The sequence below is a fragment of the Aeromonas sp. sif0611 genome, from assembly GCF_019218845.1.
Classification (GTDB): Bacteria; Pseudomonadota; Gammaproteobacteria; order Enterobacterales; family Aeromonadaceae; genus Aeromonas; species Aeromonas media.
In genome coordinates this window covers 263,019-289,655 of sequence record NZ_JAHUWU010000004.1, presented here as the reverse complement: position 1 = coordinate 289,655, position 26,637 = coordinate 263,019, and the positions used below count along the sequence as shown (strand labels likewise).

At 61.2% G+C, this 26,637-nt stretch carries 28 protein-coding genes; 25 read left to right on the top strand and 3 right to left on the bottom strand.

The annotated features are described in order from the left end of the window. Position 1 precedes the first annotated feature (1 nt). From yajC to nlpI, 5 genes are all read left to right on the top strand, one after another. Complete coding sequence (gene yajC, locus KW824_RS12460; RefSeq protein ID WP_041205953.1) at positions 2–337, top strand: preprotein translocase subunit YajC; 336 nt, start codon at positions 2–4, stop codon at positions 335–337. Between the two features lie 18 nt (positions 338–355). Next, complete coding sequence (gene secD / locus KW824_RS12455) at positions 356–2,209, top strand: protein translocase subunit SecD (protein WP_005324314.1); 1,854 nt, start codon at positions 356–358, stop codon at positions 2,207–2,209. A gap of 9 nt (positions 2,210–2,218) precedes the next feature. Continuing rightward, the gene (secF, locus tag KW824_RS12450; RefSeq protein ID WP_042650446.1) at positions 2,219–3,166 is read left to right on the top strand and encodes a protein translocase subunit SecF; all 948 of its coding nucleotides are present in this window, start codon (positions 2,219–2,221) and stop codon (positions 3,164–3,166) included. A gap of 106 nt (positions 3,167–3,272) precedes the next feature. Further along, positions 3,273–3,641: a rhodanese-like domain-containing protein gene (locus tag KW824_RS12445; protein WP_042650447.1), complete on the top strand. Its 369-nt coding sequence runs from the start codon at positions 3,273–3,275 to the stop codon at positions 3,639–3,641. A 90-nt stretch (positions 3,642–3,731) separates the two neighbouring features. Then, positions 3,732–4,664 carry a lipoprotein NlpI gene (gene nlpI, locus KW824_RS12440; RefSeq protein ID WP_284069885.1) on the top strand — a complete coding sequence of 311 codons (933 nt, stop codon included), beginning with the start codon at positions 3,732–3,734 and terminating at the stop codon, positions 4,662–4,664. Between the two features lie 76 nt (positions 4,665–4,740). On the opposite strand, the gene KW824_RS12435 is transcribed toward nlpI, so the two are convergent. Next, positions 4,741–5,613, bottom strand: coding sequence for a U32 family peptidase (locus tag KW824_RS12435; RefSeq protein WP_218409937.1), 873 nt, complete (start codon positions 5,611–5,613; stop codon positions 4,741–4,743). 12 nt (positions 5,614–5,625) lie between these two features. Beyond that, on the bottom strand, positions 5,626–6,621 hold the full coding sequence (locus KW824_RS12430) for a peptidase U32 family protein (RefSeq protein ID WP_218409936.1): 996 nt from the start codon (positions 6,619–6,621) through the stop codon (positions 5,626–5,628). Between the two features lie 190 nt (positions 6,622–6,811). Between KW824_RS12430 and KW824_RS12425 the strand changes: the two genes are divergently transcribed. After that, positions 6,812–7,327: an SCP2 sterol-binding domain-containing protein gene (locus KW824_RS12425; RefSeq protein ID WP_218409935.1), complete on the top strand. Its 516-nt coding sequence runs from the start codon at positions 6,812–6,814 to the stop codon at positions 7,325–7,327. On the opposite strand, the gene KW824_RS12420 is transcribed toward KW824_RS12425, so the two are convergent. Next, on the bottom strand, positions 7,292–7,708 hold the full coding sequence (locus KW824_RS12420; protein WP_218409934.1) for a hypothetical protein: 417 nt from the start codon (positions 7,706–7,708) through the stop codon (positions 7,292–7,294). The genes KW824_RS12425 and KW824_RS12420 overlap by 36 nt on opposite strands. A gap of 184 nt (positions 7,709–7,892) precedes the next feature. Between KW824_RS12420 and trmJ the strand changes: the two genes are divergently transcribed. From trmJ to der, 19 genes are all read left to right on the top strand, one after another. Continuing rightward, on the top strand, positions 7,893–8,627 hold the full coding sequence (gene trmJ, locus KW824_RS12415; RefSeq protein ID WP_161507094.1) for a tRNA (cytosine(32)/uridine(32)-2'-O)-methyltransferase TrmJ: 735 nt from the start codon (positions 7,893–7,895) through the stop codon (positions 8,625–8,627). A 93-nt stretch (positions 8,628–8,720) separates the two neighbouring features. Next, positions 8,721–9,224: a Fe-S cluster assembly transcriptional regulator IscR gene (gene iscR / locus KW824_RS12410; RefSeq protein ID WP_025327241.1), complete on the top strand. Its 504-nt coding sequence runs from the start codon at positions 8,721–8,723 to the stop codon at positions 9,222–9,224. 52 nt (positions 9,225–9,276) lie between these two features. Beyond that, on the top strand, positions 9,277–10,491 hold the full coding sequence (locus KW824_RS12405) for an IscS subfamily cysteine desulfurase (RefSeq protein WP_218409933.1): 1,215 nt from the start codon (positions 9,277–9,279) through the stop codon (positions 10,489–10,491). Positions 10,492–10,545: 54 nt separating this feature from the next. Then, entirely contained in the window at positions 10,546–10,929 is a 384-nt protein-coding gene (gene iscU, locus KW824_RS12400; RefSeq protein ID WP_005299770.1) for a Fe-S cluster assembly scaffold IscU, read from the top strand. 15 nt (positions 10,930–10,944) lie between these two features. Next, positions 10,945–11,268 carry an iron-sulfur cluster assembly protein IscA gene (gene iscA, locus KW824_RS12395; RefSeq protein WP_005324290.1) on the top strand — a complete coding sequence of 108 codons (324 nt, stop codon included), beginning with the start codon at positions 10,945–10,947 and terminating at the stop codon, positions 11,266–11,268. 86 nt (positions 11,269–11,354) lie between these two features. Next, positions 11,355–11,873: a co-chaperone HscB gene (gene hscB / locus KW824_RS12390; RefSeq protein ID WP_043131709.1), complete on the top strand. Its 519-nt coding sequence runs from the start codon at positions 11,355–11,357 to the stop codon at positions 11,871–11,873. 28 nt (positions 11,874–11,901) lie between these two features. Beyond that, positions 11,902–13,758, top strand: a complete 1,857-nt coding sequence (gene hscA, locus KW824_RS12385; protein ID WP_218409932.1) for a Fe-S protein assembly chaperone HscA — start codon at positions 11,902–11,904, stop codon at positions 13,756–13,758. A gap of 1 nt (position 13,759) precedes the next feature. Then, entirely contained in the window at positions 13,760–14,098 is a 339-nt protein-coding gene (gene fdx / locus KW824_RS12380) for an ISC system 2Fe-2S type ferredoxin (protein WP_005324284.1), read from the top strand. Between the two features lie 159 nt (positions 14,099–14,257). Continuing rightward, complete coding sequence (gene pepB, locus KW824_RS12375; protein WP_218409931.1) at positions 14,258–15,562, top strand: aminopeptidase PepB; 1,305 nt, start codon at positions 14,258–14,260, stop codon at positions 15,560–15,562. Between the two features lie 100 nt (positions 15,563–15,662). Next, positions 15,663–16,955 carry an aminopeptidase PepB gene (pepB, locus tag KW824_RS12370; RefSeq protein WP_218409930.1) on the top strand — a complete coding sequence of 431 codons (1,293 nt, stop codon included), beginning with the start codon at positions 15,663–15,665 and terminating at the stop codon, positions 16,953–16,955. 270 nt (positions 16,956–17,225) lie between these two features. Then, positions 17,226–17,654 carry a nucleoside-diphosphate kinase gene (gene ndk, locus KW824_RS12365; protein ID WP_005324280.1) on the top strand — a complete coding sequence of 143 codons (429 nt, stop codon included), beginning with the start codon at positions 17,226–17,228 and terminating at the stop codon, positions 17,652–17,654. A 168-nt stretch (positions 17,655–17,822) separates the two neighbouring features. Then, the gene (locus tag KW824_RS12360) at positions 17,823–18,926 is read left to right on the top strand and encodes a bifunctional tRNA (adenosine(37)-C2)-methyltransferase TrmG/ribosomal RNA large subunit methyltransferase RlmN (protein ID WP_041205947.1); all 1,104 of its coding nucleotides are present in this window, start codon (positions 17,823–17,825) and stop codon (positions 18,924–18,926) included. Positions 18,927–18,938: 12 nt separating this feature from the next. Further along, a complete protein-coding gene (tapF, locus tag KW824_RS12355; protein ID WP_081805703.1) occupies positions 18,939–19,730 on the top strand; it encodes a PilW family type IVa pilus biogenesis/stability lipoprotein TapF in 792 nt (263 codons plus the stop codon). Beyond that, positions 19,720–20,649: a RodZ domain-containing protein gene (locus KW824_RS12350; RefSeq protein WP_161507099.1), complete on the top strand. Its 930-nt coding sequence runs from the start codon at positions 19,720–19,722 to the stop codon at positions 20,647–20,649. Before tapF ends, KW824_RS12350 begins: the two co-directional genes overlap by 11 nt. Positions 20,650–20,659: 10 nt before the next feature. After that, a complete protein-coding gene (gene ispG, locus KW824_RS12345; protein WP_042650459.1) occupies positions 20,660–21,775 on the top strand; it encodes a flavodoxin-dependent (E)-4-hydroxy-3-methylbut-2-enyl-diphosphate synthase in 1,116 nt (371 codons plus the stop codon). A gap of 139 nt (positions 21,776–21,914) precedes the next feature. Further along, positions 21,915–23,192 (top strand): histidine--tRNA ligase, encoded by a 1,278-nt coding sequence (hisS, locus tag KW824_RS12340; RefSeq protein ID WP_043131699.1) that lies wholly within the window; start codon positions 21,915–21,917, stop codon positions 23,190–23,192. A 3-nt stretch (positions 23,193–23,195) separates the two neighbouring features. Next, positions 23,196–23,846 (top strand): tetratricopeptide repeat protein, encoded by a 651-nt coding sequence (locus tag KW824_RS12335; RefSeq protein WP_161507100.1) that lies wholly within the window; start codon positions 23,196–23,198, stop codon positions 23,844–23,846. Next, on the top strand, positions 23,839–25,023 hold the full coding sequence (gene bamB / locus KW824_RS12330) for an outer membrane protein assembly factor BamB (protein WP_041205940.1): 1,185 nt from the start codon (positions 23,839–23,841) through the stop codon (positions 25,021–25,023). The genes KW824_RS12335 and bamB overlap by 8 nt, the downstream gene beginning before the upstream one ends. Before the next feature lie 74 nt (positions 25,024–25,097). Continuing rightward, on the top strand, positions 25,098–26,594 hold the full coding sequence (der, locus tag KW824_RS12325; protein ID WP_041205938.1) for a ribosome biogenesis GTPase Der: 1,497 nt from the start codon (positions 25,098–25,100) through the stop codon (positions 26,592–26,594). Positions 26,595–26,637 lie beyond the last annotated feature (43 nt).

Here is a 26,637-nt window from a genome sequence, read left to right as displayed (position 1 = left end):
AATGAGCATTATCTCCAAGGCGTATGCAGAAGGCGCAGCTCCGGGTGCACAGGGTGGTGGCATGGAAATGATCATCATGCTGGCCGTGTTTGGCCTCATCTTCTATTTCATGATCTACCGTCCCCAGGCCAAGCGCGCCAAGACTCATCGCGATCTGATGAGCTCCCTTGCCAAGGGTGACGAAGTGCTCACCTCCGGTGGCCTGGTTGGCAAGATTGCCAAGGTGTCCGCCGATAGCGACTACATCGTGCTGGCCCTGAACGATCAGACTCAAGTCACCATCAAGCGTGATTTCGTCTCTGCCGTTCTGCCCAAGGGTTCTATCCAGTCCCTTTAATCTCCCGAGGAGCACAGCGTGTTAAATCGCTATCCGCTGTGGAAATACCTGATGGTGATCGTCGTGATCGCCATCGGTTTTCTATATGCAGCCCCCAATCTTTACGGCGAAGACCCGGCCTTGCAGGTCTCTGCCAGCCGTGGTGCCGAAGTCAAACTAGAGACGCTCGATCAGGTGAAGGAGACGCTCGAAGCGGCTCAGATCCCGGTCAAACATGCTGCGTTCGAACACGGTTTCATTCTGATCCGGTTCACCAATACCGAAGATCAGCTGAAGGCTCGTGACGTTGTCGCCAACAAGCTGGGCGACAACTTCATCACTGCCCTCAACCTGGCACCTTCCACGCCTGCCTGGCTCGAAGCCATCGGCGCCGCTCCCCTCAAGCTGGGTCTGGATCTGCGCGGTGGCGTGCACTTCCTGATGGAAGTGGACATGGCCGAGGCGCTGACCAAGCAGCAAGAGCAGATGGTGCAGGATTTCCGCTCCGAGCTGCGCACCCAGAAGATCCGTTACTCCGGCGTGCGCCGGGTGGGTGATCAGGTGCAGGTGGTGTTCCGCGAGGAGGCCGATCAGTCCAAGGCCGCCGCCTTCCTGCGTCGGCAGAATCCAGATCTCACCTTCACCACAGAGCAGAAAGGGGATGACTTCATCCTGCTGGCTGGCCTGAGTGAAGCCAAGATCAAGGAAGTGAAGAAGTACGCCCTCGAGCAGAACATCACCATCATCCGTAACCGGGTGAACGAACTGGGTGTGGCCGAGCCGCTGGTACAACAGCAGGGTGCCGAGCGCATCGTGGTGGAGTTGCCCGGTATCCAGGACACCGCCCGTGCCAAGGAGATCCTGGGGGCTACCGCGACCCTGGAGTTCCACATGGTCGATGAGGCCGCCGACATCCAGGCCGCGGCCGCAGGCCGGGTGCCGCCGAGCTCCAAGGTCTACAACGATCGCAACGGTCGTCCCGTGGTGCTGCAAAAGCGCGTGATCCTGACCGGTGACCACATCGTGGGTGCCCAGTCCGGTTTCGACGAATACAGCCGTCCCCAGGTCAACATCAAGCTCGATGGCCAGGGTGGCAACAAGATGGCCAACTTTACCAAGGACAACGTTGGTAAGGGTATGGCCACCGTCTTCATCGAGTACAAGCCGGTCGGTCAACCCGGTCCGGACGGCAAGCGCAAGTTCCGCAAGCAGGAGGAGGTGATCAACGTCGCCACCATCCAGTCGCGTCTTGGCAGCCAGTTCCGCATCACCGGCATCGACAACGCCAACGAAGCACACAACCTGGCGCTGCTGCTGCGTGCCGGTGCCCTGATAGCCCCGATCCAGATCGTCGAAGAGCGCACCATAGGCCCGAGCCTGGGTCAGCAGAACATCGACAGCGGGATGGAAGCCATCGGCTGGGCCATGCTGGTGATCGTGCTGTTCATGGGGATCTACTACCGTGCGTTCGGTTGGGTGGCCAATCTGGCCCTCTCCATGAACCTGGTGCTGATCGTCGGCATCATGTCGATGATACCGGGGGCCACCATGACTCTGCCGGGTATCGCCGGTATCGTGCTGACGCTGGGTATGGCAGTGGATGCGAACGTGCTGATCTACGAGCGTATTCGTGAAGAGATCCGTAACGGCCGCGGCGTGCAGCAAGCCATCCACATGGGCTTTGACCGCGCCTTCTCGACCATCGCCGACTCGAACGTCACCTCGCTCATCACCTGTGTGATCCTGTTTGGCATCGGCACCGGCGCCATCAAGGGCTTCGCCCTGACGCTGGGCATCGGTCTGACCGCCTCCATGTTTACGGCCATCACGGTATCCCGCGCCATCATCAACCTGGCCTGGGGCGGACGGCGCATCGACAAGCTGCCGATCTAAGGAAGAGACATGTTTCAGATTCTACATTTTGAAAAGCCCATCCCCTTCATGCGCTTCGCCAAGTCGGGAATGGTGTTCTCTGCCTTGCTGACGATGCTCGCCCTGTTCTGTCTGTTCGATCGCGGTTTGAACTGGGGTCTGGACTTCACCGGGGGGACCACCATCGAGGTGGGCTTCCAGCAATCGGTGAGCCTGGACAAGATGCATGAGGCGCTGGACGAGCAGAAGATTGAAGGGGCGACCCTGCAATTCTTCGGCTCCAGCCGCGACGTGCTGGTGCGCATGGCTCCGAAAGATGGGGTCAAGGTCGAGCAGCAGGGCAACGAGGTGCTGGCGGCCGCCAAGCTGATCGATGAAAGCGCCGTGCTCAAGCGGGTCGAGTTCGTCGGTCCTTCGGTCGGTGACGAGCTGGCGACAGACGGTGCCCTGGCCATGCTGGCCTCCATCCTCTGTATCCTGGCCTATGTGGCGGTGCGCTTCGAGTGGCGTCTGGCGATGGGGGGTATCCTCTCTCTGGCGCACGACGTGATCATCACCCTCGGCATCTTCGCCTATTTCCAGTACGAGTTCGACCTGACCGTGCTGGCGGCGTTGATGACGCTGGTGGGTTACTCCCTGAACGATACGATCGTCGTGTTCGACCGGGTGCGGGAGAACTTCCGCAAGGTGCGCCGGGGTGATACCGCCGAGATCATGGATCTCTCCATGACCGAGACCCTGAGCCGGACCATCATCACCTCGGGGTTGACCTTCGTGGTGGTGGTGGCGCTGCTGCTCAAGGGCGGCCCGCTGATCCACGGTTTTGCCATCGCCATGGTGATAGGGGTGGCCTTCGGGACCTACTCCTCCATCTATGTGGCGAGTGCCTCTGCCATGTTCTTCGGGGTCAAGCGGGAGCACATGCTGCCGACCCAGGTGGAAAAAGAAGGTGCGGATCAGCAAGAGATCTTGCCGTAACAGACAAGGGCGCCACAGGGCGCCCTTTCTCTTGGGGTGCGGCTGAGTCATTATGCTCCCCAACAGCCATCCTCATGACCCATTACAAGTACGCAAGGAGCAAGCCATGCAACACAATCCCCGTTTTCTGGCCCTGGTAGAGGCCATTCGCCCGCAGATACGGGAAACCGATGTGCACCAGATCAGGCGCTGGCAGGAAGAAGGCCGTGCTTTTCACCTGATCGACGTGCGGGAAGATAACGAGTGGGCGAAAGGGCACCTGCCGGGGGCGGAACACTTGGGCCGCGGTGTGATGGAGCGGGACATAGAGACCCGTTTTCCCGATCCCGACACCGAGCTCTACCTCTATTGTGGTGGGGGTTTTCGCTCCATCCTGGCGGCGGACAACCTGCAAAAGATGGGGTATTCCCGGGTGGTCAGCGTCGATGGAGGCTTTCGTGGTTGGAGTGATGCCGGATACCCTGTCGAATCCTGATTTATTTGAGGGATAGGGGTTGCGCCACATGACAAAAGGCCGGTTGACCTTTACCATATGCGGGGTCAAGCGTAAGCGTCGGAGTGTTCATTGAACGTCAGGAAAGGGATTGGATACCTCACCGGTATTCTGTTGTTGCTCCCCATGTGGGGATGCAGCAGTAGCAGTCAGGTTACAGCGCCTCAAGTTCCCAAGCCGCAACCCGCTTCATTGGTATTGGCGACCCCCTTGCAGGTCTCCTACCAGAGCGAGTTGGCGTTGGCGCGACTCGGGCAGATGCTCAGTGAAATGGAATTGACGACCGAACAGCGGGCGGAGCTCTTCTATGAGCGTGCCGTGGTGTTTGACCGGGTTGGCTTGCGTTCCCTCGCTCGGCTCGACTTCAACCGTGCCCTGCGGGAGAAGCCCGACTTTGCCGAGGCTTACAACTTCATCGGTGTTTATCTGGTTCAGCAACAGAACTATGACGAGGCCTATGAGGCGTTCGATTCGGCACTCGAGCTCGCCCCGGATTACGATTACGCCTATCTCAACCGTGGCATCGCGCTCTATTACGGCAACAGGCCAGAGCTGGCTACCGCCGATATGAAGCGTTTCTACGAGGCGCAACCGGAAGATCCCTACCGGGTGATCTGGCTCTATCTGGCCGAGCAGAAGCTCAACGGGCCGGCGGCCATGAGCCGGATGCGCGAACGCCTCAACAAGTACGACGACGACGCCTGGAACTGGGATCTGGTCCGCCTCTATACCGGCGAGATCAACGCCACCCAGCTGATGGGCAACGTGGTGAAAGGGGTGAAAGACAACCGGGAGCTCGCCGAACGTCTGTGCGAAACTTACTTCTACCTCGGCAAGTTCGAGCTGGCCAAGGGCAACCGCAAGGAAGCCATCAGTTACTTCAAGCTGGCGCTGGCCAACAACGTCTATGACTTCATCGAGCATCGCTATGCCCTGCTCGAGCTGGAGCTGATGGCGCGCAAACCCTTGCCGCCGGGTGCTCAGGGCAAAAGCAGCAAAGCGTGAGAAGGGCGTCAGCCCTCAGTAAAAAAGGCCTCTTGATGAGGCCTTTTTGCTGTCCGCTGCAGTCGTCCCTGCGTGATCACTCCACCAGGCTCATGCCGGGGATCTGTCGCCAGTAACCGTTGCAGTCCCATTCCTGCTGCAGGGGGAGGGGAGCCTGGCCCTGCTGGTTGGCTTTGAAACGCGCCAGCATGTCGAGTGTCTCCATCCCTTCGGGAGAGAGGCGCACTACATCCACCAGTCCCGCCATGCCTTTAAGCTCGTTGCCGAGGTTGTAGCAGTAGCCGGACTGGGTCTGGATGCCGTTGAGATTGAACACCTTCTGCCCCTCGCGGCTGCTGGCCAGCCGTCCGGTCGGGTAGTGGATGCAGGCGAGCTCGCAGTTGTCCTTGGGCTTGTCGAGGGAGCGGGCGGTGAAGCAGCGCGCCGAGTAGGCGAGCGGCAGGTGGCCGTAGGCGAACACCTCCACCTCGAACTGCTGGCGGAGCGGGCCAAGATCCTCATTGAGTTGCACCAGCCAGTCTCGGGAGAGCTCTACCGGCATCACCCAGCGCTGCATCCCCTGTTTGAGCAGCATGCGCAGCACGTCTGCGTTGTAGGCATTGATGGCCGGGCCACACACGAAGGGCAGCCCCGCCTCACAGGCGAGCTGGACGGTGCCGAGATCGTTGGCCTCGACCATGAGATCGCCGTTGTCCACCAGCCGCTTCACTTCCTTGAGCTCCGACGGCGCCGAGATCAGCGCCAGAGTGGAGAGTACGGTCTGTTTACCCGTGCTCGCCACCTGGCGGGCCAGGGCAATCCAGTCATCTACTTTCAGTTCACGGCGTTTGCTGCACACCGTCTCACCCAGATAGATGATGTCTGCCTGGCTCTGCGCCGCCGCCTCATAAAAGGCCCGGGTGTCGGCCTTGGGCCAGTAGAAGAGCAGGGGCCCGAGAGAGAATTGCATGATGTGCTCCTTTTATTGCCACTGGCGATGATAGGCGCCGAGGGTGGTCTGACTTCCCTCGGAGACGCGGGCGAGCTGGGTATCCCACTCAGCTTTGACCTGATAGGCGTCGGGGTTGGCTTGATAGGCATCGATGGCGGCGCGCCAGACTCGGGTCACCTGCTCGACATAGGCAGGGCTGCGTTGGCGGCCCTCGATCTTGACCGACTGGATCCCGGTCTGGAACAGCTCGGGCAAGAGGCCAAGCGTGTTGAGACTGGTGGGCTCCTCCAGGGCGTGATAGGTCTGGCCGTCCACCTCGAAACGCCCCTTGCACAGGGTCGGGTAACCGGCGTTTTCCCCCGGGCCGTAGCGATCGATCAGCACCTCGTTGAGACGGGATTCGAGACCGCGGGGGGTCTCTTCCCAGCGCACGAACTTGGCGGGGGAGCAGGCGCCCACGGTATTGGGGCTTTCACCCGTCATGTAGGAGGAGAGATAGCAGCGCCCCTCCGCCATGATGCAGAGGCTGCCGAAGGCGAACACCTCGAGGCCGACATCGGTCTCGCGGGCCAGCTGCCTGACCTGGTGCATGGAGAGCACCCGTGGCAGCACCACCCGGCCGACGTTGAAGTGCTGCTGGTAGAAGCGGATGGCGGCGGCGTTGGTGGCGCTGGCCTGCACCGAGACATGGAGCTCCATGTCGGGATGATGGCGGCTGGCGTAATCCAGCACGGCGAGATCGGCGATGATCAGGGCATCGGCACCGAGCGCCACTCCCCTGTCCACGGCCTGCTTCCATCTGGCATCGGAGCCCGGGTGGGCGAAGGTGTTGATGGCGATGTGCAGCTTGCGGCCGTGCCGGTGCACATAGTCCACCGCCTTCTCCAGTTTGCTGTCCGTGAAGTTGAGCCCGGCGAAGTGGCGGGCGTTGGTGTCATCCTTGAAGCCGATATAGACGGCATCGGCCCCGTTATCCACGGCTGTCTTCAGTGCCGGCAGGCTACCTGCCGGGCAGAGTAATTCCATCGGGTACGCTCCGAGAGGGCAAAAATGCAAAAAGTGGCCCGATTGTATGCAGGCTTGACCCCCCGCTTTTTGACCTGAGGCAGCTTTGTGTGGCTTTACCCTTCTAGAGGTAAGTGGGCACAAGTTTGATTTTCAACAGGATCCTGATAATTGCACTGTGTTTGAATGCGCAAAAAACTGGGAGTTTATCGTGTTTCAACAACTGCAACGCCGCCTGGTCGAACAGGCTCCTCGTCTCTTGCGCCGTCCGCTCAAGCTGGTGCCCTTCACCCTGCAGCAAAACCTGATGGAAGCCTTGTTGGCACAGGCGTTCAAGGAGGCCATCCAGGACGGGGATTTCGCCTTCCTGGCCGGCAAGTGGCTCAAAGTTGAGGTGTCGGATCTCGAGCTCTGCTGGTTCGTCAGCGAGCGAGAGGGAAAACTGGTGGTGGCCCGTGACTGCGAGCGAGCCGATGTCTGCTTCAGCGGCAGCAGCCAGGATCTCATCCTGATTGCCGGTCGCAAGGAGGATCCGGACTCCCTCTTCTTCCAGCGCAGGCTGAAGATAGAAGGGGATACCGAGCTGGGCCTCGAGGTGAAGAACCTGATGGACAGCCTGGATTTCGATGGGCTGCCCGGGCTGATGAAATATCCCCTGATGGATCTGGCCACCCTGATAGCGCGGGTGCGATCAGCGCAGGATCCGCTGCCCGCGTCTATGGCCTGAGCCGCGTCTCAACTGCAGGGCCAGTCCCCGGGCATGATGGCGGTGACGCCGCCGGGCCCACAGGCAGCGACCAGCCCAGAGACAGGGGAGCAGGGCGAGCAGGGCCGTAGTGTCAGGCAGGCGCAGCAGCACCAGCCCGAGCGCCAGCCACAGGAAAGGCAGGGCCTCATAGTACCACTCCGGTTGCAGCCAGCGTTTGGCGGGATAGATGACCAGATCGGTGCGCCTGTAGTTGGAGCGCATCATCCAGAGGAGAGCACCCACCACAAACAGCAGGATCGCCGCGAGCCAGAGCAGCGGTGAGTGGGCAAAGAACCACAACACGGCGGAGAGCAGCAGGTAAAGCAACGGCAATTGTTCATAGATCCAGAGGGGAAGCATGAGAGGAGTGCTCCGGGTAATGCCGCTTGACCCTCTAAGGTTAGCTCTCCCTTTTCCCGCCTTCAGGCCGGTTGGTTATACAAGCGGTGTTTTTTGTTCTGAAATGCAGGGTCAGAAGCGGTGCCAAAATAGCGATTCGTTATGTTACTATTACGCGCCATTTTTGACTGAAGATTGACTGGGCATGTTGGATCAGATTCGTATCGTTTTGGTAAACACCTCTCACACCGGCAACATGGGCTCTGCGGCGAGAGCCATGAAGACCATGGGGCTGACTCAGCTGGTGTTGGTTGATCCGCAAGCCTTGCCCGATGACGATGCCATCGCCCTGGCGGCGGGAGCCAGCGATGTGCTGGTCAACGCCCGCATCGTGCCGACGCTCGATGAGGCCATCGCCGATTGTGGCTTGGTCATCGGCACCAGTGCCCGCTCTCGGACCCTGAGCTGGCCCATGCTGGATCCCCGCGAAGCGGGTGAGAAGCTGGTGACGGAGGGGGTGACGCATCCGGTCGCTCTGGTGTTTGGTCGTGAACGCACCGGCCTCACCAACGATGAGCTCCAAAAGTGTCACTACCATGTGGCCATCCCGGCCAACCCCGAATACAGCTCCCTCAATCTGGCCATGGCGGTGCAGACCCTCTGCTACGAGGTGCGGATGCGCTGGCTGGAGACTCAGGGAACTGCCACGGTGGAATCGGATGCGGAGCGGGTGGATTATCCCAGTGCCCAGCAGTTGGAAGGCTTCTATCTGCATCTGGAGCAGACCCTGCAGAAGACAGGCTTCATTGCCGATGATCACCCCGGTCATGTCATGAGCAAGCTGCGCCGTCTGTTCAACCGCGCCCGGCCGGAAGTAGTTGAATTGAATATCCTGCGAGGCATTCTCACCTCGGTGCAGAAGGTCCGGCCGCAGGATTAATCCCGACTGATTTACTCAAGCATATACTTGACTGTTTTAGTCGGGTATGTGACCATGTGCCCATATTGATTTGTTCGCAAGACGGTAAGGCATATGAGACTGACCTCAAAAGGACGTTACGCAGTGACAGCCATGCTCGACGTGGCGTTGCATGCAGAGCAGGGGCCCGTTCCTCTTGCTGATATTTCAGAGCGCCAGGGCATCTCCTTGTCCTATCTGGAACAACTGTTTGCCCGTCTGCGCAAGCATGGGCTGGTGAGCAGCGTGCGCGGCCCGGGCGGTGGTTATCGCCTCGGCCTGGCCCCTGGCGAGATCTCGGTAGGTCAGGTGATCACCGCGGTCGATGAATCGGTCGATGCGACCAAGTGCCTCGGCAAGGGTGGCTGCCACGGTGGTACCCAGTGTCTGACCCACTCCCTGTGGCGTGACTTGAGTGAGCGCATTTCCAGTTTCCTGGGGGACATCACCCTGGCGGAGCTGGTCGGTCAGGCCGATGTGCGCCGCATCGCCGGCAAGCAAGATGAACAAATGAAGACCGTGTTGTCCCTGGTTGACCGGGCCGAACGCGGTGATGTGAGCTTGAAAGTCCAACTATAAACGTGCTTTCCACGACGAGTCGCTGTGTGACCCCGTCGTAACGGAGAAAAACATGAAACTGCCTATTTACCTTGATTATTCGGCAACCTGTCCGGTGGACCCGCGTGTCGCAGAAAAAATGATGCAGTGCCTCACCATGGACGGCCTGTTTGGCAATCCTGCCTCCCGCTCTCACCGTTTCGGCTGGCAGGCCGAAGAGGCGGTGGACCTGGCCCGTAATCAAGTGGCAGAGCTGATTGGTGCAGATCCTCGCGAGATCGTCTTCACCTCCGGCGCGACCGAATCCAACAACCTGGCCATCAAGGGCATAGCCCACTTCTATGCTGGCAAGGGCAAGCACATCATCACCTCCAAGACTGAACACAAGGCGGTGCTCGACACTTGCCGCCAGCTGGAGCGTGAAGGCTATGAGGTGACCTACCTCGAACCAATGCCAAACGGCCTGTTCACCCTGGAGCAGATCGAAGGTGCCCTGCGCGATGACACCATCCTGGTCAGCATCATGCACGTCAACAACGAGATCGGCGTGGTGCAAGACATCAAAGCCATCGGCGAGCTGTGCCGCTCCCGCAAGATCCTGCTGCACGTGGACGCGGTCCAGAGCGTGGGCAAGATCCCGGTGGACGTGGAAGCGCTGAAAGTGGACTTGCTCTCCATGTCCGCCCACAAGGTATACGGCCCCAAGGGGATCGGTGCCCTGTACGTGCGTCGCAAGCCCCGCGTACGTCTGGAAGCCCAGATGCACGGTGGCGGTCATGAGCGCGGCATGCGCTCAGGCACCCTGCCGACTCACCAGATCGTCGGCATGGGTGAGGCTTTCCGCATCGCCAAGGAAGAGATGGCGAGCGAGAGCCAGCACATCATGGCCCTGCGCCAGCGTCTGTGGAATGGCATCAAGAACATCGAAGAAGTCTATATCAACGGCGATCTGGACCAACGTGTCCCGGGTAACCTGAACGTCAGCTTCGCCTATGTGGAAGGGGAATCCCTCATCATGGCGCTGAAGGATCTGGCTGTCTCTTCCGGTTCGGCCTGTACTTCGGCCAGCCTGGAGCCTTCCTACGTGCTGCGCGCCCTGGGCCTGAACGACGAGCTGGCACACAGCTCCATCCGCTTCAGCATCGGTCGCTTCACCACAGAGGAAGAAATCGACTACGCAATCAAGCTCATCTGCGACTCCATCGGTCGTCTGCGCGAGATGTCCCCCCTGTGGGAGATGTTCAAGGACGGCGTCGATCTGAACACGGTCGAATGGGCACATCACTGATCCTTGCCAACGTGGCAAGCATTTGGTGAACAACGGAATTAGCAGGAGTTAGATATGGCTTACAGTGAAAAAGTAATCGACCACTACGAGAATCCCCGCAACGTCGGTGGTTTTGACAAGAACGACCCCAGCATCGCGACCGGCATGGTTGGCGCACCGGCCTGTGGCGACGTGATGAAGCTGCAATTGAAGATCAGCGACGACGGCATCATCGAAGACGCCAAGTTCAAGACCTATGGCTGTGGCTCCGCCATCGCCTCCAGCTCCCTGGTGACCGAATGGGTCAAGGGCAAGACCCTGGACGAAGCCGCCGGCATCAAGAACACCGACATCGCCGAAGAGCTGGCCCTGCCGCCGGTGAAGATCCACTGCTCCATTCTGGCGGAGGATGCCATCAAGGCCGCCATCGCCGATTACAAGCAGAAGAAAGGTCTTTAAGGTCCGGAGAGCAGTATGGCCATTACCATGACAGATGCCGCAGCGGCAAGGGTTTCCTCTTTCATAACCAACCGGGGCAAGGGCATAGGCCTGCGCCTCGGCGTTAAGACCACCGGCTGTTCTGGCCTTGCCTATGTGCTCGAGTTTGTGGATGAGCTGGCCGCTGAGGATCAGGTGTTCGAGCAGAACGGTGTCAAGATCATCGTCGATGCCAAGAGCCTGATCCATCTGGATGGCACCGAGCTGGACTTCGTCAAGGAGGGCCTCAACGAGGGCTTCCAGTTCAACAACCCGAACGCCAAGGGCGAGTGCGGTTGTGGCGAGAGCTTCAGCGTCTAATCGATGAAGCCGGCAGCCTGCTGCCGGCTTTGCCGTTCAAGATGGATGGTGAGCAAGGCACTAGCCTTCGAGTCTGAGGACACAGAATGAATCATTTCGAGCTGTTCGGGCTGGCAGAGGGCTTCGAGCTCGATACCCGCCAGCTGGCAGACACCTACCGCCAGTTGCAAACCCGGTTTCACCCCGATCGTTTTGCCACCGCCCCCGAGCGGGAGCAGTTGGCCGCGGTGCAGCGTGCCGCCCAGATCAACGATGCCTTCACTACCCTCAAGTCCCCCCTGCGCAGAGCAGAATACCTGCTCTCCCTGCGCGGTACCGACATTCGAGGCGAGCAACAGACCCTGCAAGACACCTCTTTCCTGATGCAACAGCTGGAGTGGCGCGAGCGCCTGGCCGAGTTGAAAGGAGAAGCGGATCCTGAGGGGGCCATCGAAGATTTTCGTCGCGAGATCAGGCATGATCACCAGTCTCTGATGCAACGGCTGACCGATGCCCTCACCGCGGGTGAAGATCTGGCGGCGGCCGATTGCGTGCGCAAACTCAAGTTTGTCGACAAGCTCCTCGAGGAGCTGGAACGATTCGAAGACTCGCTGTTCGAGTCTTGACCCTCTAACGCTGGAATTGTGATTACCCATGGCATTACTGCAAATCGCCGAGCCCGGCCAGAGCGCCGCGCCTCATCAGCACAAACGTGCCGTAGGCATCGATCTCGGCACCACCAACTCCCTGGTTGCCGCCGTACGCAGCGGCCAGGCCGATACCCTGAGTGACGAACAGGGGCGCGATCTGCTGCCCTCTGTGGTGCACTATCAAGCTGGTCAGGCCGACGCCATCAGGGTGGGCTTTGACGCCAAGCGCGAAGCCGCCCTCGATCCCCACAACACCATCGTCTCGGTCAAACGGATGATGGGCAAGGCGCTGGCCGACATGGATACCCGTCAGCAGCCTTACGAGTTCGTGGTCGCCGACAACGGCATGCCCCAGATCCAGACCCGCCAGGGGCTGGTCAATCCGGTGCAGGTCTCGGCGGAGATCCTCAAAAAACTGGCCGAGCGCGGCGCCGCCTCCCTCGGCGGTGATCTCGACGGCGTGGTCATCACAGTGCCCGCCTATTTTGATGACGCCCAACGCCAGGGCACCAAGGATGCGGCCCGTCTGGCTGGTCTGCACGTGCTGCGCCTGCTCAACGAGCCCACCGCCGCCGCCATCGCCTACGGCCTCGACTCCGGTCAGGAAGGGGTGATTGCCGTCTATGACCTCGGTGGCGGTACCTTCGACATCTCCATCCTGCGTCTGCATCGCGGGGTGTTCGAGGTGATGGCTACCGGCGGCGACTCGGCGCTGGGTGGCGATGATTTCGATCATCTGCTGGCAGACTGGATCAAGGCGCAGGCCGGTTTGAGTGGCCAGCTCGATGCCCGCACCCAGCGGGAGTTGCTGGACGTGGCGGCGGCGGTCAAGCACGACCTGACGGATGCAGACCGCGTTGCCTGCTCCTTTGCCGGCTGGCAGGGGGAGGTTAGCCGCAGCCAGTTCGACGAGCTCATCCTGCCGCTGGTCAAGCGCACCCTGCTGGCCTGTCGCCGCGCCCTGCGCGATGCGGGGCTCGAGCAGGTGGAGGTGCTGGAAGTGGTGATGGTGGGCGGCTCCACCCGGGTGCCGCTGGTACGCGAGCTGGTGGGGGAATTCTTCCAGCGTACGCCGCTGACCAGCATAGATCCGGACAAGGTGGTGGCCATCGGGGCTGCCATCCAGGCCGACATCCTGGTGGGCAACAAGCCCGATGCCGAGATGCTGCTGCTGGACGTGATCCCGCTCTCTCTGGGTCTTGAGACCATGGGGGGGCTTGCCGAGAAGGTGATCCCGCGCAACACCACCATACCGGTGGCCCGTGCCCAGGAGTTCACCACCTTCAAGGATGGCCAGACTGCCATGGCCATTCACGTGGTGCAGGGAGAACGCGAGCTGGTGGCGGATTGTCGCTCCCTGGCCCGCTTCACCCTGACCGGTATTCCGCCCATGGCGGCCGGTGCCGCCCACATTCGCGTCACCTTCCAGGTGGATGCGGACGGACTGCTGTCGGTCAGCGCCATGGAAAAATCCTCCGGCGTGCAGGCGGAGATCCAGGTCAAGCCCTCCTATGGCTTGGCGGAAGAGGACATCCTCAGCATGCTGAGCGCCTCCATCGCCAATGCCCAGCAGGACATGGATGCCCGCATGCTGGCGGAGCAGCAGGTCGAAGCCGATCGAGTGGTGGAGAGCCTCAATGCGGCGCTGGCCGCCGATGGCGAGGCGCTGCTCAATGCCGCTGAGCGTCGCGATATCGATGCCGCGATCACTCATCTGCTGGCCATGCGTGCCACAGGCACAACCAATCAAATCAAAGATGCCATCGAGGCGGCGGATGCCGTCAGTGGCGAGTTTGCGGCCCGTCGCATGGATGCGTCCATTCGCAAGGTGCTGACCGGCCAAAACGTCAACAAGGTGTAATATGCCCAAACTGATCATTCTGCCTCACCCCGAACTCTGTCCGGACGGCGCAGCCCTCGAGGGCGCGACCGGTGAGACCATACTGGACATCGCCCTGCGCAACGGCATCGAGATCGAGCATGCCTGCGAGAAGTCTTGTGCCTGTACCACCTGCCACTGCGTGGTGCGGGAGGGGTTTGACTCCCTCGAGCCGAGCGATGAGCTGGAAGACGACATGCTGGACAAGGCATGGGGACTGGAGCCGGAATCCCGCCTGAGTTGCCAGGCCCGTCTGGCGGATGAGGATCTGGTGGTGGAGCTGCCCAAGTACACCATCAACCTCGCCTCCGAGCGTCACTGATTGACCCGCTAATTACACATGAGTGAATTGCGCGTGCAGCATCTCATGGTGCAGTAATGATATGGTGAAGGCCGTACCCCTCGGGGGAACGGCCTTTTTTGTCTCCGTTACCCCGCGTTGTTAATGAATCGTGCCAAGAAGAAAAGGAAGCAAGAGAAAATGGCTGACATGATGAAGGTACTGTTATCCGCCCAGGCTGCTGCCGCCCACTGGGGTGAAGGCGCCCTGCTCAGTTTCAACGGTGAGGAGACCCTGATCCACCTGGGTTCCACCGTCTTGCAGCAGGATATCCTGCGCACCGTTCAGCGTGCGGCTCGTCGACTCGAATCGAGCGGCATCAAGCGGGTGAGCCTGGTCGGTGAGGGTTGGGATCTGGAGCGCCGTTACGCCTTCGCCCAGGGCTTCTATGCCGCCAAGGGGCAGCGTGAACTGGACTTCGGCGAGCAGAGCGCAGCGGATGCCCTCGAGCTGGAGGCGCTGGTCAAGGCTACCCGCTGGGTGCGCGAGGTGACCAACGGTTGCCCGGAAGAGATCTACCCCATGAGCCTGGCGGAGTCCGCCCTGCTGCTGATCCGCGGCCTGGGTGGCGATCAGGTCACCGCCCGCATCACCGCAGGCGAAGCTCTGCGCGAGGCCGGCCATATCGGGATCTGGTCGGTGGGCCGCGGCAGCGAGCGCGAGCCCGTGCTGCTGGAGCTGGACTACAACCCGACCGGGGATCGCAACGCCCCCGTGGTGGCGGCTCTGGTGGGCAAGGGCATCACCTTCGACTCCGGTGGCTACTCCATGAAGTCCTCTGACAACATGCTGCCGATGAAGTCCGACATGGGTGGAGCCGCCATGGTGACCGGCGCCCTGGCGCTCGCCATCAGCCGCGGTCTGGACAAGCGGGTGAAGCTCATTCTCTGCTGCGCCGAGAACCTGGTCTCCGGCCACGCCTTCAAGCTCGGTGACATCCTCACCTACAAGAACGGCATCTCGGTGGAGATCCAGAACACTGACGCCGAAGGGCGCCTGGTGCTGGCCGATGGCCTGCTGGCAGCCTCCGACAGCGGCGCTGCCCACATTCTCGATGCCGCCACCTTGACCGGCGCCGCCAAGACCGCGCTGGGCCGCGACTACAACGCCGTGTTTGCCTTAGACGATCGGGAGCAACAGCGCGCCCTGGCCGCCGCGAAAGCCGAGCAGGAGAAGGCCTGGCCGCTGCCGCTGGAATCCTGGCATGCGGGTCAGCTCACCTCTGCCTTCGCCGAACTGGGTAACGTGGCCTCCGCCGAAGGCACCGCCGGAGCCAGCACGGCCGCCGCGTTTCTGTCGCGCTTCGTGCGTGACGAGGGCAAGGGTTGGGTGCATATGGATCTCGCCGCCTCCTATCAAAAGTCCGGCAACGAGCTGTGGGCGACCGGCGCCAAGGGGCACGGCCTGCGCACCATCGCGCGCTGGTTGCAGGAGGTTGCTGCATGAACATCTGCTTGAATCACGTGTGGCGCCGTGAAGTGCGCCAGATACCAGCAGGCCAGGCCTGCGCATCCATGATTGCCCGCTGGTTGCAGGAGGTGTGTGAATGAACGTCTGGCTGAGCCGTGAGTTTGCCGCCCCCGAGTGGGGCGAGGGGGCGCTGCTCTCCCATCGTGCCGATGGCATGGTGATCCACCTGGTGACGGCGTCCCCCTTGCTGGACATCCAGCAGGCGGCCCGCCGTCTCTGCGGTCAGGGGATCCAGAAGGTCGCCCTGTGCGGTCACTGGGAGCGCGAGCAGCAGTGGGCCTTCGCCCAGGGGCTGCAGACCCCGAAGGCCGAGGTGGAGCTGCAGTGGGCGACCTCGTCCGAAGAGGACAGGGAGGAGCTGGAGGCGCGCTGGCTGTGCGGGCGCTGGGTGCGTGAGATGACCAATGCCACCCCGGAGCAGTTGGGACCGCTGGAGCTGGCGGTGGAGGCGGCAGCCTTCATCACCGAGCTGGCACCGGACAAGATCAGCCATCGCATCCTCAAGGGCGAAGCCTTGCAGCAGGCGGGTTGGGTCGGTCTCTATCAGGTTGGCCGCGGCAGCGATCGCGAACCCGTGATGCTGGAGCTGGACTACAACCCCACCGGGGATCGCAACGCCCCCGTGGTGGCGGCCCTAGTGGGCAAGGGCATCACCTTCGACTCCGGCGGCTACTCCATGAAAACCTCCCAGGGCATGCTCACCATGAAGCATGACATGGGAGGGGCGGCCATCGTCACCGGCGCCCTGGCGCTGGCCATACTGCGCGGCCTCGACAAGCGGGTAAAGCTCATCCTCTGCTGTGCCGAGAACCTGGTCTCCGGCCACGCCTACAAGCTGGGTGACATCCTCACCTACAAGAACGGCACCACGGTGGAGATTGTGAATACCGACGCCGAGGGGCGCCTGGTGCTGGCCGACGGTCTGCAGCTCGCCGGTGAATCTGGCGCACCGCTCATCATTGACGCCGCGACCCTGACCGGAGCCGCCGTGATGGCGCTAGGGGGACGCTACAACGCCCTGTTCGGCCTGGACAAGGGATTGGTGAGCCGTGCTATGGCCTATTCGGATGTGGAGCAGGAGCCGGCCTGGCCGCTGCCGCTCGAGCCCTGGCACCGCCAGCAGTGCCCGTCCCACTATGCCGATACGGCCAACAGTCGTCCGGTGCCGGGCGGTGGCCCGGGCGGCGCCTCCAACGCGGCGGGTTTTCTCTCCCGTTTCGTCGGCAATGAAGGGCGGGGCTGGCTGCACGTGGATCTCGCCGCCTGTTTCAGCGAGAACGGTGACAACCTCTGGGCCCCCGGGGCCAACACCCTGGGGATGCGCACCATCGCCCATACCCTGCTGGCGGAGACGCGCCGAGGGGCATGACAAGGCGAAAGGGCACCTCGGGGTGCCCTTTTCAGTTGTGCTGGTTATATGAGCAATAGATAGGGTTTTAGCGGGTTAGCGTGACTATCGTGCACAAGCGCACATTTTTTCTCAGTGCCATGGCACAAGATGAGTCACCATGTTGTTTCAAGGAATTTTTTGTTTAATAAAAAGTTGCTATTTTGTGTGTTATTTCGGTTTTTGTTTACGTATAATCGCCGCCGAACATGGATTCCTACAATAAAACTCTGTAGTTAAGGAAAGAACTCAATGGCTATCGAACGTACCTTCTCTATCGTCAAGCCGGACGCGGTCAGCAAGAACCTGATCGGTGCCATCTACAGCCGCTTCGAGAGCGCCGGCCTGAAAGTGGTCGCCGCCAAGATGCTGCACCTGAGCAGCGAGCAGGCCGCCGGTTTCTACGCCGAACACCAGGGCAAGCCTTTCTATGATGGACTGGTTGCTTTCATGACCTCAGGCCCCGTCATGGTACAGGTGCTGGAAGGGGAAGACGCCATTCGCCGTCATCGCGAAATCATGGGCGCCACCAACCCGAAAGAGGCCCTGGCCGGCACCCTGCGCTCCTGCTATGCCGAGAGCATCGATCGCAACGCTGTGCACGGTTCCGATGCCCCGGCCTCTGCCGCTCGTGAAATCGCCTACTTCTTCTCCGACGCCGAGATCTGCCCACGCGGCTGATTTTCGTCAGAAGATCATCAAGGGAGCCTCGGCTCCCTTTTGTTTTTTGGTCATTCGGTCAATATCCTCTTATTCTCCAGGTGGAAAGGCAGACCCATTATTTGTACAATGCCGCCCCCTGACGTAGGTCAGCCGATAATTTATGAAGTGTGTGAGCTGAGGCCCTTGATGAGCGAAACAAAAACCAACCTGCTGGATCTCGATCGGGATGCCATGCGTGCCTTCTTCGTCGAGCTGGGCGAGAAGCCGTTCCGGGCAGATCAGATAATGAAGTGGATCTACCACTCCGGTTGTGATGACTTCGATCAGATGAGCAACGTCAACAAGGCGTTGCGTGAGCGTCTCAAGGCCATTGCCGAGATCCGAGCCCCCGAGATCAGCCGTGAACAACGCTCCGCAGATGGCACCATCAAGTGGGCCCTGCAGGTCGGGGATCAGGAAGTCGAGACCGTCTACATCCCGGAGGCGGATCGGGCGACCCTCTGCGTCTCCTCCCAGGTCGGCTGCGCCCTGGCGTGCACCTTCTGCTCCACCGCCCAGCAAGGTTTCAACCGCAACCTGAAGGTCTCCGAGATCATCGGCCAGGTCTGGCGTGCCGCCAAAGTGGTGGGCGGCAAGCGCCCCATCACCAACGTGGTTATGATGGGCATGGGCGAGCCGCTGCTGAATCTCGCCAACGTGGTGCCGGCCATGAGCCTGATGATGGATGACTTTGGTTTTGGTATCTCCAAGCGCCGCGTCACTCTCTCCACCTCCGGCGTGGTGCCGGCACTGGACATGCTGGGCGACCAGATCGACGTGGCCCTGGCCATCTCCCTGCATGCGCCGAATGACAAGCTGCGCTCCGAGATCATGCCGATCAACGACAAGTACAACATCGAGGCCTTCCTCGCGGGGGTGCGCCGCTATCTGGCCAAATCCAACGCCAATGGCGGCCGGGTGACGGTGGAATATGTGCTGCTCGATCATATCAATGACGACATGCAGCATGCCCACGAGCTGGCGCAGGTACTCAAAGATACCCCTTGCAAGGTCAACCTGATCCCGTTCAACCCCTTCCCGGGCAATCCGTTTGGCAAGCCGAGCAACAGTCGCATCGACCGCTTCTCCAAGGTGCTGATGGAATACGGTATGACCGTCATCGTCCGCAAGACCCGCGGGGATGACATCGATGCGGCCTGTGGCCAGCTGGTGGGGGAGGTGATCGACCGCACCAAGCGCACCATGAAAAATCGGATGCAACAGGATGGGATTTCCGTCAAAATGGTTTAACTCGCTAAGCCATTGTATAGACAGGAAATGGATATCCGTACATTGATCGTAGTGGCAGCGCTCTGCGCGCTGCCTGGCTGTGTCACCGAGACCACTTACGCTGGCCAGAATTCTACCCAGCGTGAAGTGGGTCCCGACTTCAAGGCGGCTGCCCAGACCCGCCTCGATCTGGGTATTCAATATCTGCGTCAGGGCAATGCCGAACAGGCCAAGTTCAACCTCGATCGGGCCCTCCAGTACGACCCCAGCAATCCTCAGGTGTATATCGGCTTCGCCTATTTCTACCAGCAGGTATCCGATTTCAAGGCGGCCGAAGAGAATTACAAGAAGGCACTTGCCATGGATCCGACCAACGCTGACGCGATGAACAACTACGGTGCCTTCCTGTGCAACCGTGGGCGCTTCGACGAGGCGGAGAAGGCATTCCTGCAGGCGGTCAGCCAGCCGGATTACATCAAGATCGCCGATACCTACGAGAATGCGGCGCTCTGCTCGATGCAAAATCACAGAAATGACAAGGCCAACGAGTACTATCGTCTGGCCTTGGGGTATAATCCCCGCAATCCAAGGTTATTGCTGGACATGGCCGAGCTTTCCATGAAAGATGGCAAGCTGCCTGATGTGCAGTCTTACCTCGTGCGTTTCGCCGACGTGGCAGACGAGAACGAGGAGAGCCTCTGGCTCCGGCTGAGGCTTGCCCAGGCCATGGACAAACCGGCATTACTTCACCAATTCGGGACTGAGCTGGTAAGGCAATATCCCACTTCGCAACAAGCCAAGCGTTACTTAGCCAATGACTACTGAACAGCCACACGATTTCCAAGACGACTCCCAGGCAGTTGGCCCAGGCCAGCTGCTGCGCAACGCCCGTGAACAGCTCGGCTGGACACGAGAGCAGGTTGCGTCCCGCATTCACCTTCGTCTGACCCTGATCGCCGCTATCGAATCGGATACCTACGACAAGCACACGTCCCATACCTTCATTCGGGGCTATCTGCGTACCTATGCCAAGCTGGTCGGCATTCCCGAGGAAACCATACTCGCGGCCTACGACAAGCTGGGGCTGACGCCGCCCGATAACATCGACATGCAGAGCTTCTCCCGCCGCTCCCGCCAGCAAGCCAACGACAGTCGGCTCAAGGTGGTGACCTGGCTGGTGATCCTGGTACTGATTGCGCTCTCCATCGCTTGGTGGTGGCAGAGTACAGCACGTCGCTCCGCCGGGGATGAAGCCCTTGCGGCGAGCGAGATGGGCACGGACCAGACCGCGTCGGTCGCCAACGTGACGCCTACGGTGGACGTGGCCGACCCCGTGTTGCCCGTGGCCTCCGATGCCGTGGCGACTGAGCCTGCGGTGAGTGACGCCGCCGCCACAGCACCGGATGTCGTTGCCGCGACCAGCGCCGCCCTGTCTACCGAGGCCTCGGCCGCAGAGGCGACCCTGGCGCCGGCAGAGACGATCGCCACCGAACCTGGCAAGGCGCCCCAGCTCAAGATGAGCTTCACCGCCGACTGCTGGCTGGATGTCAAGGATGCCAACGGCAAGACCCTGTTCAGTGGTCTGAAGAAGGCGAACGACGAGCTTGTGCTGGAAGGACCCGAGCCACTCAGATTCATCATTGGCGCGCCCATGGCGGTCAATCTCGAATACCAGGGCAAGTCCTTTGACATGAGCCGTTACAACAACGGCCGGACTGCTCGCTTCTCACTGCCGCAGGAGTAATCTGTCCGCCATGTCCGCTCACGAATCCCCCATTATTCGTCGTCAATCCAGGCAGATCATGGTCGGCAACGTGCCGGTTGGGGGCAATGCCCCCATCACGGTGCAAACCATGACCAACACCAAGACTACCGATGTTGCCGCCACCGTCGAGCAGATCCAGCGGATCGAGCGGGTCGGTGCTGACATAGTCCGGGTCTCGGTGCCCACCATGGAAGCGGCGGAAGCCTTCCGGCTCATCAAGCAGCAGACCCGCATTCCCATCGTCGCCGACATCCACTTCGACTACCGCATCGCCCTGAAAGTGGCCGAGTACGGTGCCGATTGCCTGCGCATCAATCCGGGCAACATCGGCAACGAAGAGCGGGTGCGCGCCGTGGTCGACTGTGCCCGTCATTACAACATTCCGATCCGCATCGGCGTCAACGGCGGCTCTCTGGAGCGTGACATCCAGGAAAAGTATGGTGAACCGACCCCGGAAGCCCTGCTCGAGTCGGCCATGCGCCACGTGGATTACCTGGATCGCCTCAACTTTGAGAACTTCAAGGTGAGCGTCAAGGCCTCCGACGTCTTCCTGGCGGTCGGTGCCTATCGCCTGCTGGCCAAGCAGATCGACCAGCCGCTGCACCTGGGGATCACCGAGGCGGGCGGATTCCGTGCTGGCGCGGTGAAATCCGCCATCGGGCTCGGCATGCTGCTGGCCGATGGTATAGGCGACACCATCCGCATCTCCCTGGCCGCCGATCCGGTGGAAGAGGTGAAGGTGGGCTTCGACATTCTCAAGTCCCTGCGCATCCGCTCCCGCGGCATCAACTTCATCGCCTGTCCCTCCTGCTCCCGTCAGGAGTTCGATGTGATAGGGACGGTGAACGCCCTGGAAGAGCGGCTCGAGGACATCATCACCCCGATGGACGTCTCCATCATCGGCTGCGTGGTCAACGGTCCGGGCGAGGCCCTGGTCTCGGATCTCGGCCTTGCCGGTGCTGCCAACAAGAGTGCCTTCTATGAAGGGGGCCAGCGGGTCGACAGGCTCGACAACAAGGATCTCATCCCCGTGCTGGAGCGCCGCATCCGCGCCCGGGCGGCCATGCTGGATCCCGCCAACCAGATCCAGGTGGACAAAGGTTGAACCATGAAGGGGCCACCTGGGGTGGCCCCGGCTTTAGGTTGTTGATTTTACATCCCGCATCCGGGCACCCTGATTTTACCTCGGGGCCGAAAATCCCTATAATGCGGCCAAATTTTACCTCTTTTTCTCGAGTATCAACGTGGCAAAACAGATCCAAGCTATTCGCGGTATGAATGATTGCCTGCCGGAGCAGAGCCCGGTATGGCAGAAAGTGGAACAGATCCTGCGCCAGGTCGTCGCCAGCTACGGCTACAGCGAAGTGCGCATGCCCATCGTCGAGCAGACCCATCTGTTCAAGCGTGCCATCGGTGAAGTGACCGACGTGGTCGAAAAAGAGATGTACACCTTTGAAGACCGTAACGGCGACAGCCTGAGCCTGCGCCCGGAAGGGACAGCCAGCTGCGTGCGTGCCGGTATCGAGCACGGCCTGCTCTACAACCAGGAACGCCGGATGTGGTACATGGGCCCCATGTTCCGTCACGAGCGTCCCCAGAAGGGCCGTTATCGCCAGTTCCACCAGTTCGGAGTCGAGCTGTTTGGTATCAACGGGCCGGACATCGATGCCGAGCTGATCATGCTGACGCACCGTCTGTGGCGCCTGTTCGGCATCAGCGATCATGTCACCCTGCAGCTCAACACGCTCGGTCAGAGTGAAGAGCGCGCCGCCTACCGCGATGCCCTGGTCGCCTACCTGGAGCAGTACAAGAGCGAGCTGGACGAAGAGAGCCAGCGCCGCATGTACAGCAACCCGCTGCGGGTGCTCGACTCCAAGGACGAAAAAGTGCAGGCCATCCTGGTGGGTGCGCCCCGTCTGTTCGATCACCTGGGCGAAGAGAGCCTGGCCCACTTCGAGGGGCTCAAGCGCTTGCTCGAGTCCGCCGGTATCCAATACGAGGTGAATGAGCGTCTGGTGCGCGGCCTCGACTACTACAACCTCACCGTGTTCGAGTGGGTGACCAACAGCTTGGGTGCCCAGGGCACCGTCTGTGCCGGTGGTCGTTACGACGGCCTGGTGGAGCAGCTCGGCGGTCAGGCGACCCCGGCCGTGGGCTTTGCCATGGGCATGGAGCGTCTGGTGCTGATGCTCGAAACTCTCGAACTCAACGCCGATATCCGCCCGGCGGTGGATGTCTATCTGGCCATGGTGGGCGAGGGGACGGAACAGGCTGGTTTCCAGCTTGCCGAGCGGCTGCGCGATGCCCTGCCGGACTTGCGTCTGATGAGCCACTGCGGTGGCGGCAACTTCAAGAAACAACTCAAGCGTGCCGACAAGAGCGGCGCGGCCATTGCCCTGATCCTCGGCGAGACCGAGGTGCAAAGCGGGGAGATCACCATCAAATATCTGCGTGGCCAGGCCGAGCAACAGACCGTCTCGGTCGATGCCGCCATCGCCCTGCTGGCAGCTAAAGGAGAGTAAGCTGTGGAAGTGTATACCACTGAAGAACAACAGGTTGAGGTCATCAAGAGCTGGTGGAAAGAGAACGGCACCTCGGTACTCGCGGGGACCGTGATCGGTCTGGTCGGCCTCTTTGGCTGGCGTTACTACAACGAGCTGCAGCAGACCAACCAGGAAGCCGCCTCCCAGGCTTACAACGTCATGACAGCCCAGCTCGCCAAGGGTGACGATGCTGCCCTTGAGCAGGCCAAGAGCTTCATCAGCGCCCATCAGGGCGACGCCTATGCGGAGCTGGCTGCCCTGCAACTGGCCGCGGCTGCGGTCAAGGCGGGCAAGCTGGATCTGGCTGCCGAGCAGCTGACCCAGGTGGCCGCGAACGGTGATGAGAGCATCAAGCCCATTGCCGCTCTGCGCCTGGCACGGGTGCTCAAGGATCAGGGCAAGGCTGACGAGGCTCTGGCCCAGCTTGGCAAGATCAACAACGATGCCTTCAAGGCCCAGGTAGCGGAAGTGCGTGGTGACGTGCTGCTGGGTCAGGGAAAACCCGAAGAGGCGCGCGATGCCTATCAGGTGGCGGCCGATGCCGGCGGCCTGCAGAGCAGCGCCGAGCTCAAGCTGAAGATGGACGATCTGGCGCTGCCAGCGATGACCGCGGGTGAGGCTCCGGATGCGTAATCTGTACAAGAAAATGGCGCTGGGGGTGGCAGTTTCCCTGGCCCTGCAGGGCTGCTCCCTGTTCAGTTCCGAGGAAGACCTGACCCCGATGGCGCCCCTGCCCGTGGTCGAGTCCGCCTTCACGGCCGACACGGCCTGGTCTTCCTCTGTCGGCGATGGCATCGGTGATTTCTACTCCCAGTTGCAACCCGTGGTGGAAGAGGATCACATCTATGCCGCCGCCCGTGATGGCGACGTGACCGCCTTCGATCGCAACAGTGGCGAGACCCTGTGGAGCGTGGATCTGGCGGACCTGCCCATCAACGCCGACAAACGCAGCGCCCGTCTCTCCGGCGGTCTGGTCTCCCGCTATGGCAAGTTGTTCCTCGGCTCCGAGAACGGGGTGGTCTACGCCCTGAACGAAGCGAACGGGGAAGTGCTGTGGCAGACCACTGTCCCCGGTGAAGTGGTGGCGAGCCCCGCCGTCGAAGATGGTCGCGTGGTGGTGCTGACCACCTCGGGTCGTCTGGTGGCGCTCGACACCGATGAGGGCAAGTTGCAGTGGACCCTGTCCGAAGAGCAGCCGCCCCTGACCCTGCGCAGTGCCGGGACCCCGGTCATCACCAACGGCGCCGTGCTTTATGGCCGTGCCGATGGCAAGGTGGGCATCGCCCTGCTGAGCAACGGCCAGCCGGTGCGCCAGTCCAAGGTGGCTGACCCGCGCGGCGCCACCGAGCTGGACCGCATGGTCGACGTGGACGCCAGCCCGCTGATTGCCGGTGATGAGCTCTACGCCATCGCCTACAATGGCCAGCTGATGGCCCGCAAGCTGATGACCGGTGACGAGGTGTGGAAGCGCAAGTATTCCGGCTACCGCGACATGGCGGTGACCGGCAATGCCATCGTGCTGACCGACAACCGCAGCCACCTGTTTGCGGTCGATCGTCGCAATGGACTCGAGCTGTGGTCCAACACCCAGCTGGAAAACCGCACCGTGACCGCCCCCGTCGTCCTGGGTGACTATGTGGTGGTCGGCGATGTGGAAGGCTACCTGTATTGGCTGGATCGTACCGACGGGTCCATCAAGGCCATGCAGCAGCTCGACAGCAGTGGTCTCTATGCCGCGCCCCTGGTGGACGGTGACACCCTGTATGTGCAGAGCCGTGGCGGCAAGTTGTACGCAATCAAGCGTCCCTGATCGCCCGTCAATCTGAATATCCGGCTCCTGGTCTTCGGACCCGGAGCCTTTGTCGTCTTGAGAATGAGGCTTTTATGACTCCTGTAGTAGCCCTGGTGGGCCGCCCCAACGTGGGGAAATCCACCCTGTTTAACCGCCTGACCCGTACCCGGGATGCCTTGGTTGCCGATTTCCCCGGCCTGACCCGGGATCGTAAATACGGCCAGGCGAAGTTGGGCGAGCTGGAATTTATCGTGGTCGATACCGGCGGTATCGATGGCACCGAGGAGGGGATCGAGCTGAAGATGGCCGAGCAGTCCCTGTTGGCCATCGAGGAAGCTGATGTGGTGCTGTTCATGGTGGATGCCCGTGCCGGTTTGACCGCAGCGGATCAGGCCATCGCCGAGCACCTGCGCAAGACCCACAAGAAGGTGTTCTTGGTCGCCAACAAGACCGATGGCATCGACGGTGACTCCGCGGTCTCCGAGTTCTACGGTCTGGCGCTGGGGGAGGTCTACCAGATCGCCGCCGCCCATGGCCGTGGCGTGTTGAGCCTGCTGGAGCTGGCGCTGGCTCCCCACCTTGAGACCCTGGTCGAGGCCGCCGAAGAAGAGACGCAGGAAGAGGAGGACTTCGACGAAGAAGCCCTGCTGCGCATGGTGGCCGCCGGTGATCTCGACACCCGGGAAGACACCAAGGAGACCCCGTTTGCCGACCTGCCCATCAAGTTCGCCATCGTCGGTCGCCCCAACGTCGGCAAGTCGACCCTGACCAACCGCATGCTGGGTGAAGACCGGGTCATCGTCTATGACATGCCGGGTACCACCCGCGACTCCGTCTACATCCCCATGGAGCGTGACGAACAGAAGTACGTGGTCATCGACACCGCCGGCGTGCGCCGTCGCGGCAAGGTGCACGAGACGGTGGAGAAGTTCTCCGTCATCAAGACGCTCAAGGCGATTGAAGATGCCAACGTCTGCCTGCTGGTGATCGACGCGCGCGAGACCATCACGGATCAGGACTTGAGCATCCTTGGCTTCGTCCTCCACAGCGGCCGCTCCGTGGTGCTGGTGGTGAACAAGTGGGACGGTCTGGATCAGAAGGTGAAAGAGGACGTCAAGAACGAGCTGGACCGTCGTCTGGGCTTCATCGATTTCGCCCGCGTCCACTTCATCTCCGCCCTGCACGGTAGCGGTGTCGGCCATCTGTTCGAGTCCATCAATGAGGCTTACCAGTCCGCCACCCGTCGTACCAGCACCGCCATGCTGACCCGCATCATGCAGATGGCGCAGGAAGACCACCAGCCGCCGATGGTGAATGGTCGCCGCGTCAAGCTCAAGTATGCCCACGCCGGTGGCTACAACCCGCCGCGCATCGTGATCCACGGCAACCAGCTGAACGACCTGCCGGACTCCTACAAGCGGTATCTCATCAACTACTTCCGCAAGTCCCTGAAGATCATGGGGACCCCGATCAGGGTCGAGTTCCAGGAATCGGTCAACCCGTTCGAGGGCAAGAAGAACACCCTGACTCTGAGCCAGGAGCGGCAACGGGATCGCCTGCTCAAGGCGAAGAACAAGAGCAAGAAATAAGCCCTGACGGCTGCCCCGGTGGCAGCCGTTTTTTTATCTGCAA

Coding starts and splice junctions, on each gene's coding strand:
- yajC (WP_041205953.1), top strand. CDS start 2: ATGAGCATTATCTCCAAGGCGTATGCAGAAGGCGCAGCTCCGGGTGCA.
- secF (WP_042650446.1), top strand. CDS start 2,219: ATGTTTCAGATTCTACATTTTGAAAAGCCCATCCCCTTCATGCGCTTC.
- KW824_RS12445 (WP_042650447.1), top strand. CDS start 3,273: ATGCAACACAATCCCCGTTTTCTGGCCCTGGTAGAGGCCATTCGCCCG.
- KW824_RS12435 (WP_218409937.1), bottom strand. CDS start 5,613: ATGCAATTCTCTCTCGGGCCCCTGCTCTTCTACTGGCCCAAGGCCGAC.
- KW824_RS12430 (WP_218409936.1), bottom strand. CDS start 6,621: ATGGAATTACTCTGCCCGGCAGGTAGCCTGCCGGCACTGAAGACAGCC.
- KW824_RS12420 (WP_218409934.1), bottom strand. CDS start 7,708: ATGCTTCCCCTCTGGATCTATGAACAATTGCCGTTGCTTTACCTGCTG.
- trmJ (WP_161507094.1), top strand. CDS start 7,893: ATGTTGGATCAGATTCGTATCGTTTTGGTAAACACCTCTCACACCGGC.
- iscR (WP_025327241.1), top strand. CDS start 8,721: ATGAGACTGACCTCAAAAGGACGTTACGCAGTGACAGCCATGCTCGAC.
- KW824_RS12405 (WP_218409933.1), top strand. CDS start 9,277: ATGAAACTGCCTATTTACCTTGATTATTCGGCAACCTGTCCGGTGGAC.
- iscU (WP_005299770.1), top strand. CDS start 10,546: ATGGCTTACAGTGAAAAAGTAATCGACCACTACGAGAATCCCCGCAAC.
- iscA (WP_005324290.1), top strand. CDS start 10,945: ATGGCCATTACCATGACAGATGCCGCAGCGGCAAGGGTTTCCTCTTTC.
- hscB (WP_043131709.1), top strand. CDS start 11,355: ATGAATCATTTCGAGCTGTTCGGGCTGGCAGAGGGCTTCGAGCTCGAT.
- hscA (WP_218409932.1), top strand. CDS start 11,902: ATGGCATTACTGCAAATCGCCGAGCCCGGCCAGAGCGCCGCGCCTCAT.
- fdx (WP_005324284.1), top strand. CDS start 13,760: ATGCCCAAACTGATCATTCTGCCTCACCCCGAACTCTGTCCGGACGGC.
- pepB (WP_218409931.1), top strand. CDS start 14,258: ATGGCTGACATGATGAAGGTACTGTTATCCGCCCAGGCTGCTGCCGCC.
- pepB (WP_218409930.1), top strand. CDS start 15,663: ATGAACGTCTGGCTGAGCCGTGAGTTTGCCGCCCCCGAGTGGGGCGAG.
- ndk (WP_005324280.1), top strand. CDS start 17,226: ATGGCTATCGAACGTACCTTCTCTATCGTCAAGCCGGACGCGGTCAGC.
- KW824_RS12360 (WP_041205947.1), top strand. CDS start 17,823: ATGAGCGAAACAAAAACCAACCTGCTGGATCTCGATCGGGATGCCATG.
- KW824_RS12350 (WP_161507099.1), top strand. CDS start 19,720: ATGACTACTGAACAGCCACACGATTTCCAAGACGACTCCCAGGCAGTT.
- ispG (WP_042650459.1), top strand. CDS start 20,660: ATGTCCGCTCACGAATCCCCCATTATTCGTCGTCAATCCAGGCAGATC.
- bamB (WP_041205940.1), top strand. CDS start 23,839: ATGCGTAATCTGTACAAGAAAATGGCGCTGGGGGTGGCAGTTTCCCTG.
- der (WP_041205938.1), top strand. CDS start 25,098: ATGACTCCTGTAGTAGCCCTGGTGGGCCGCCCCAACGTGGGGAAATCC.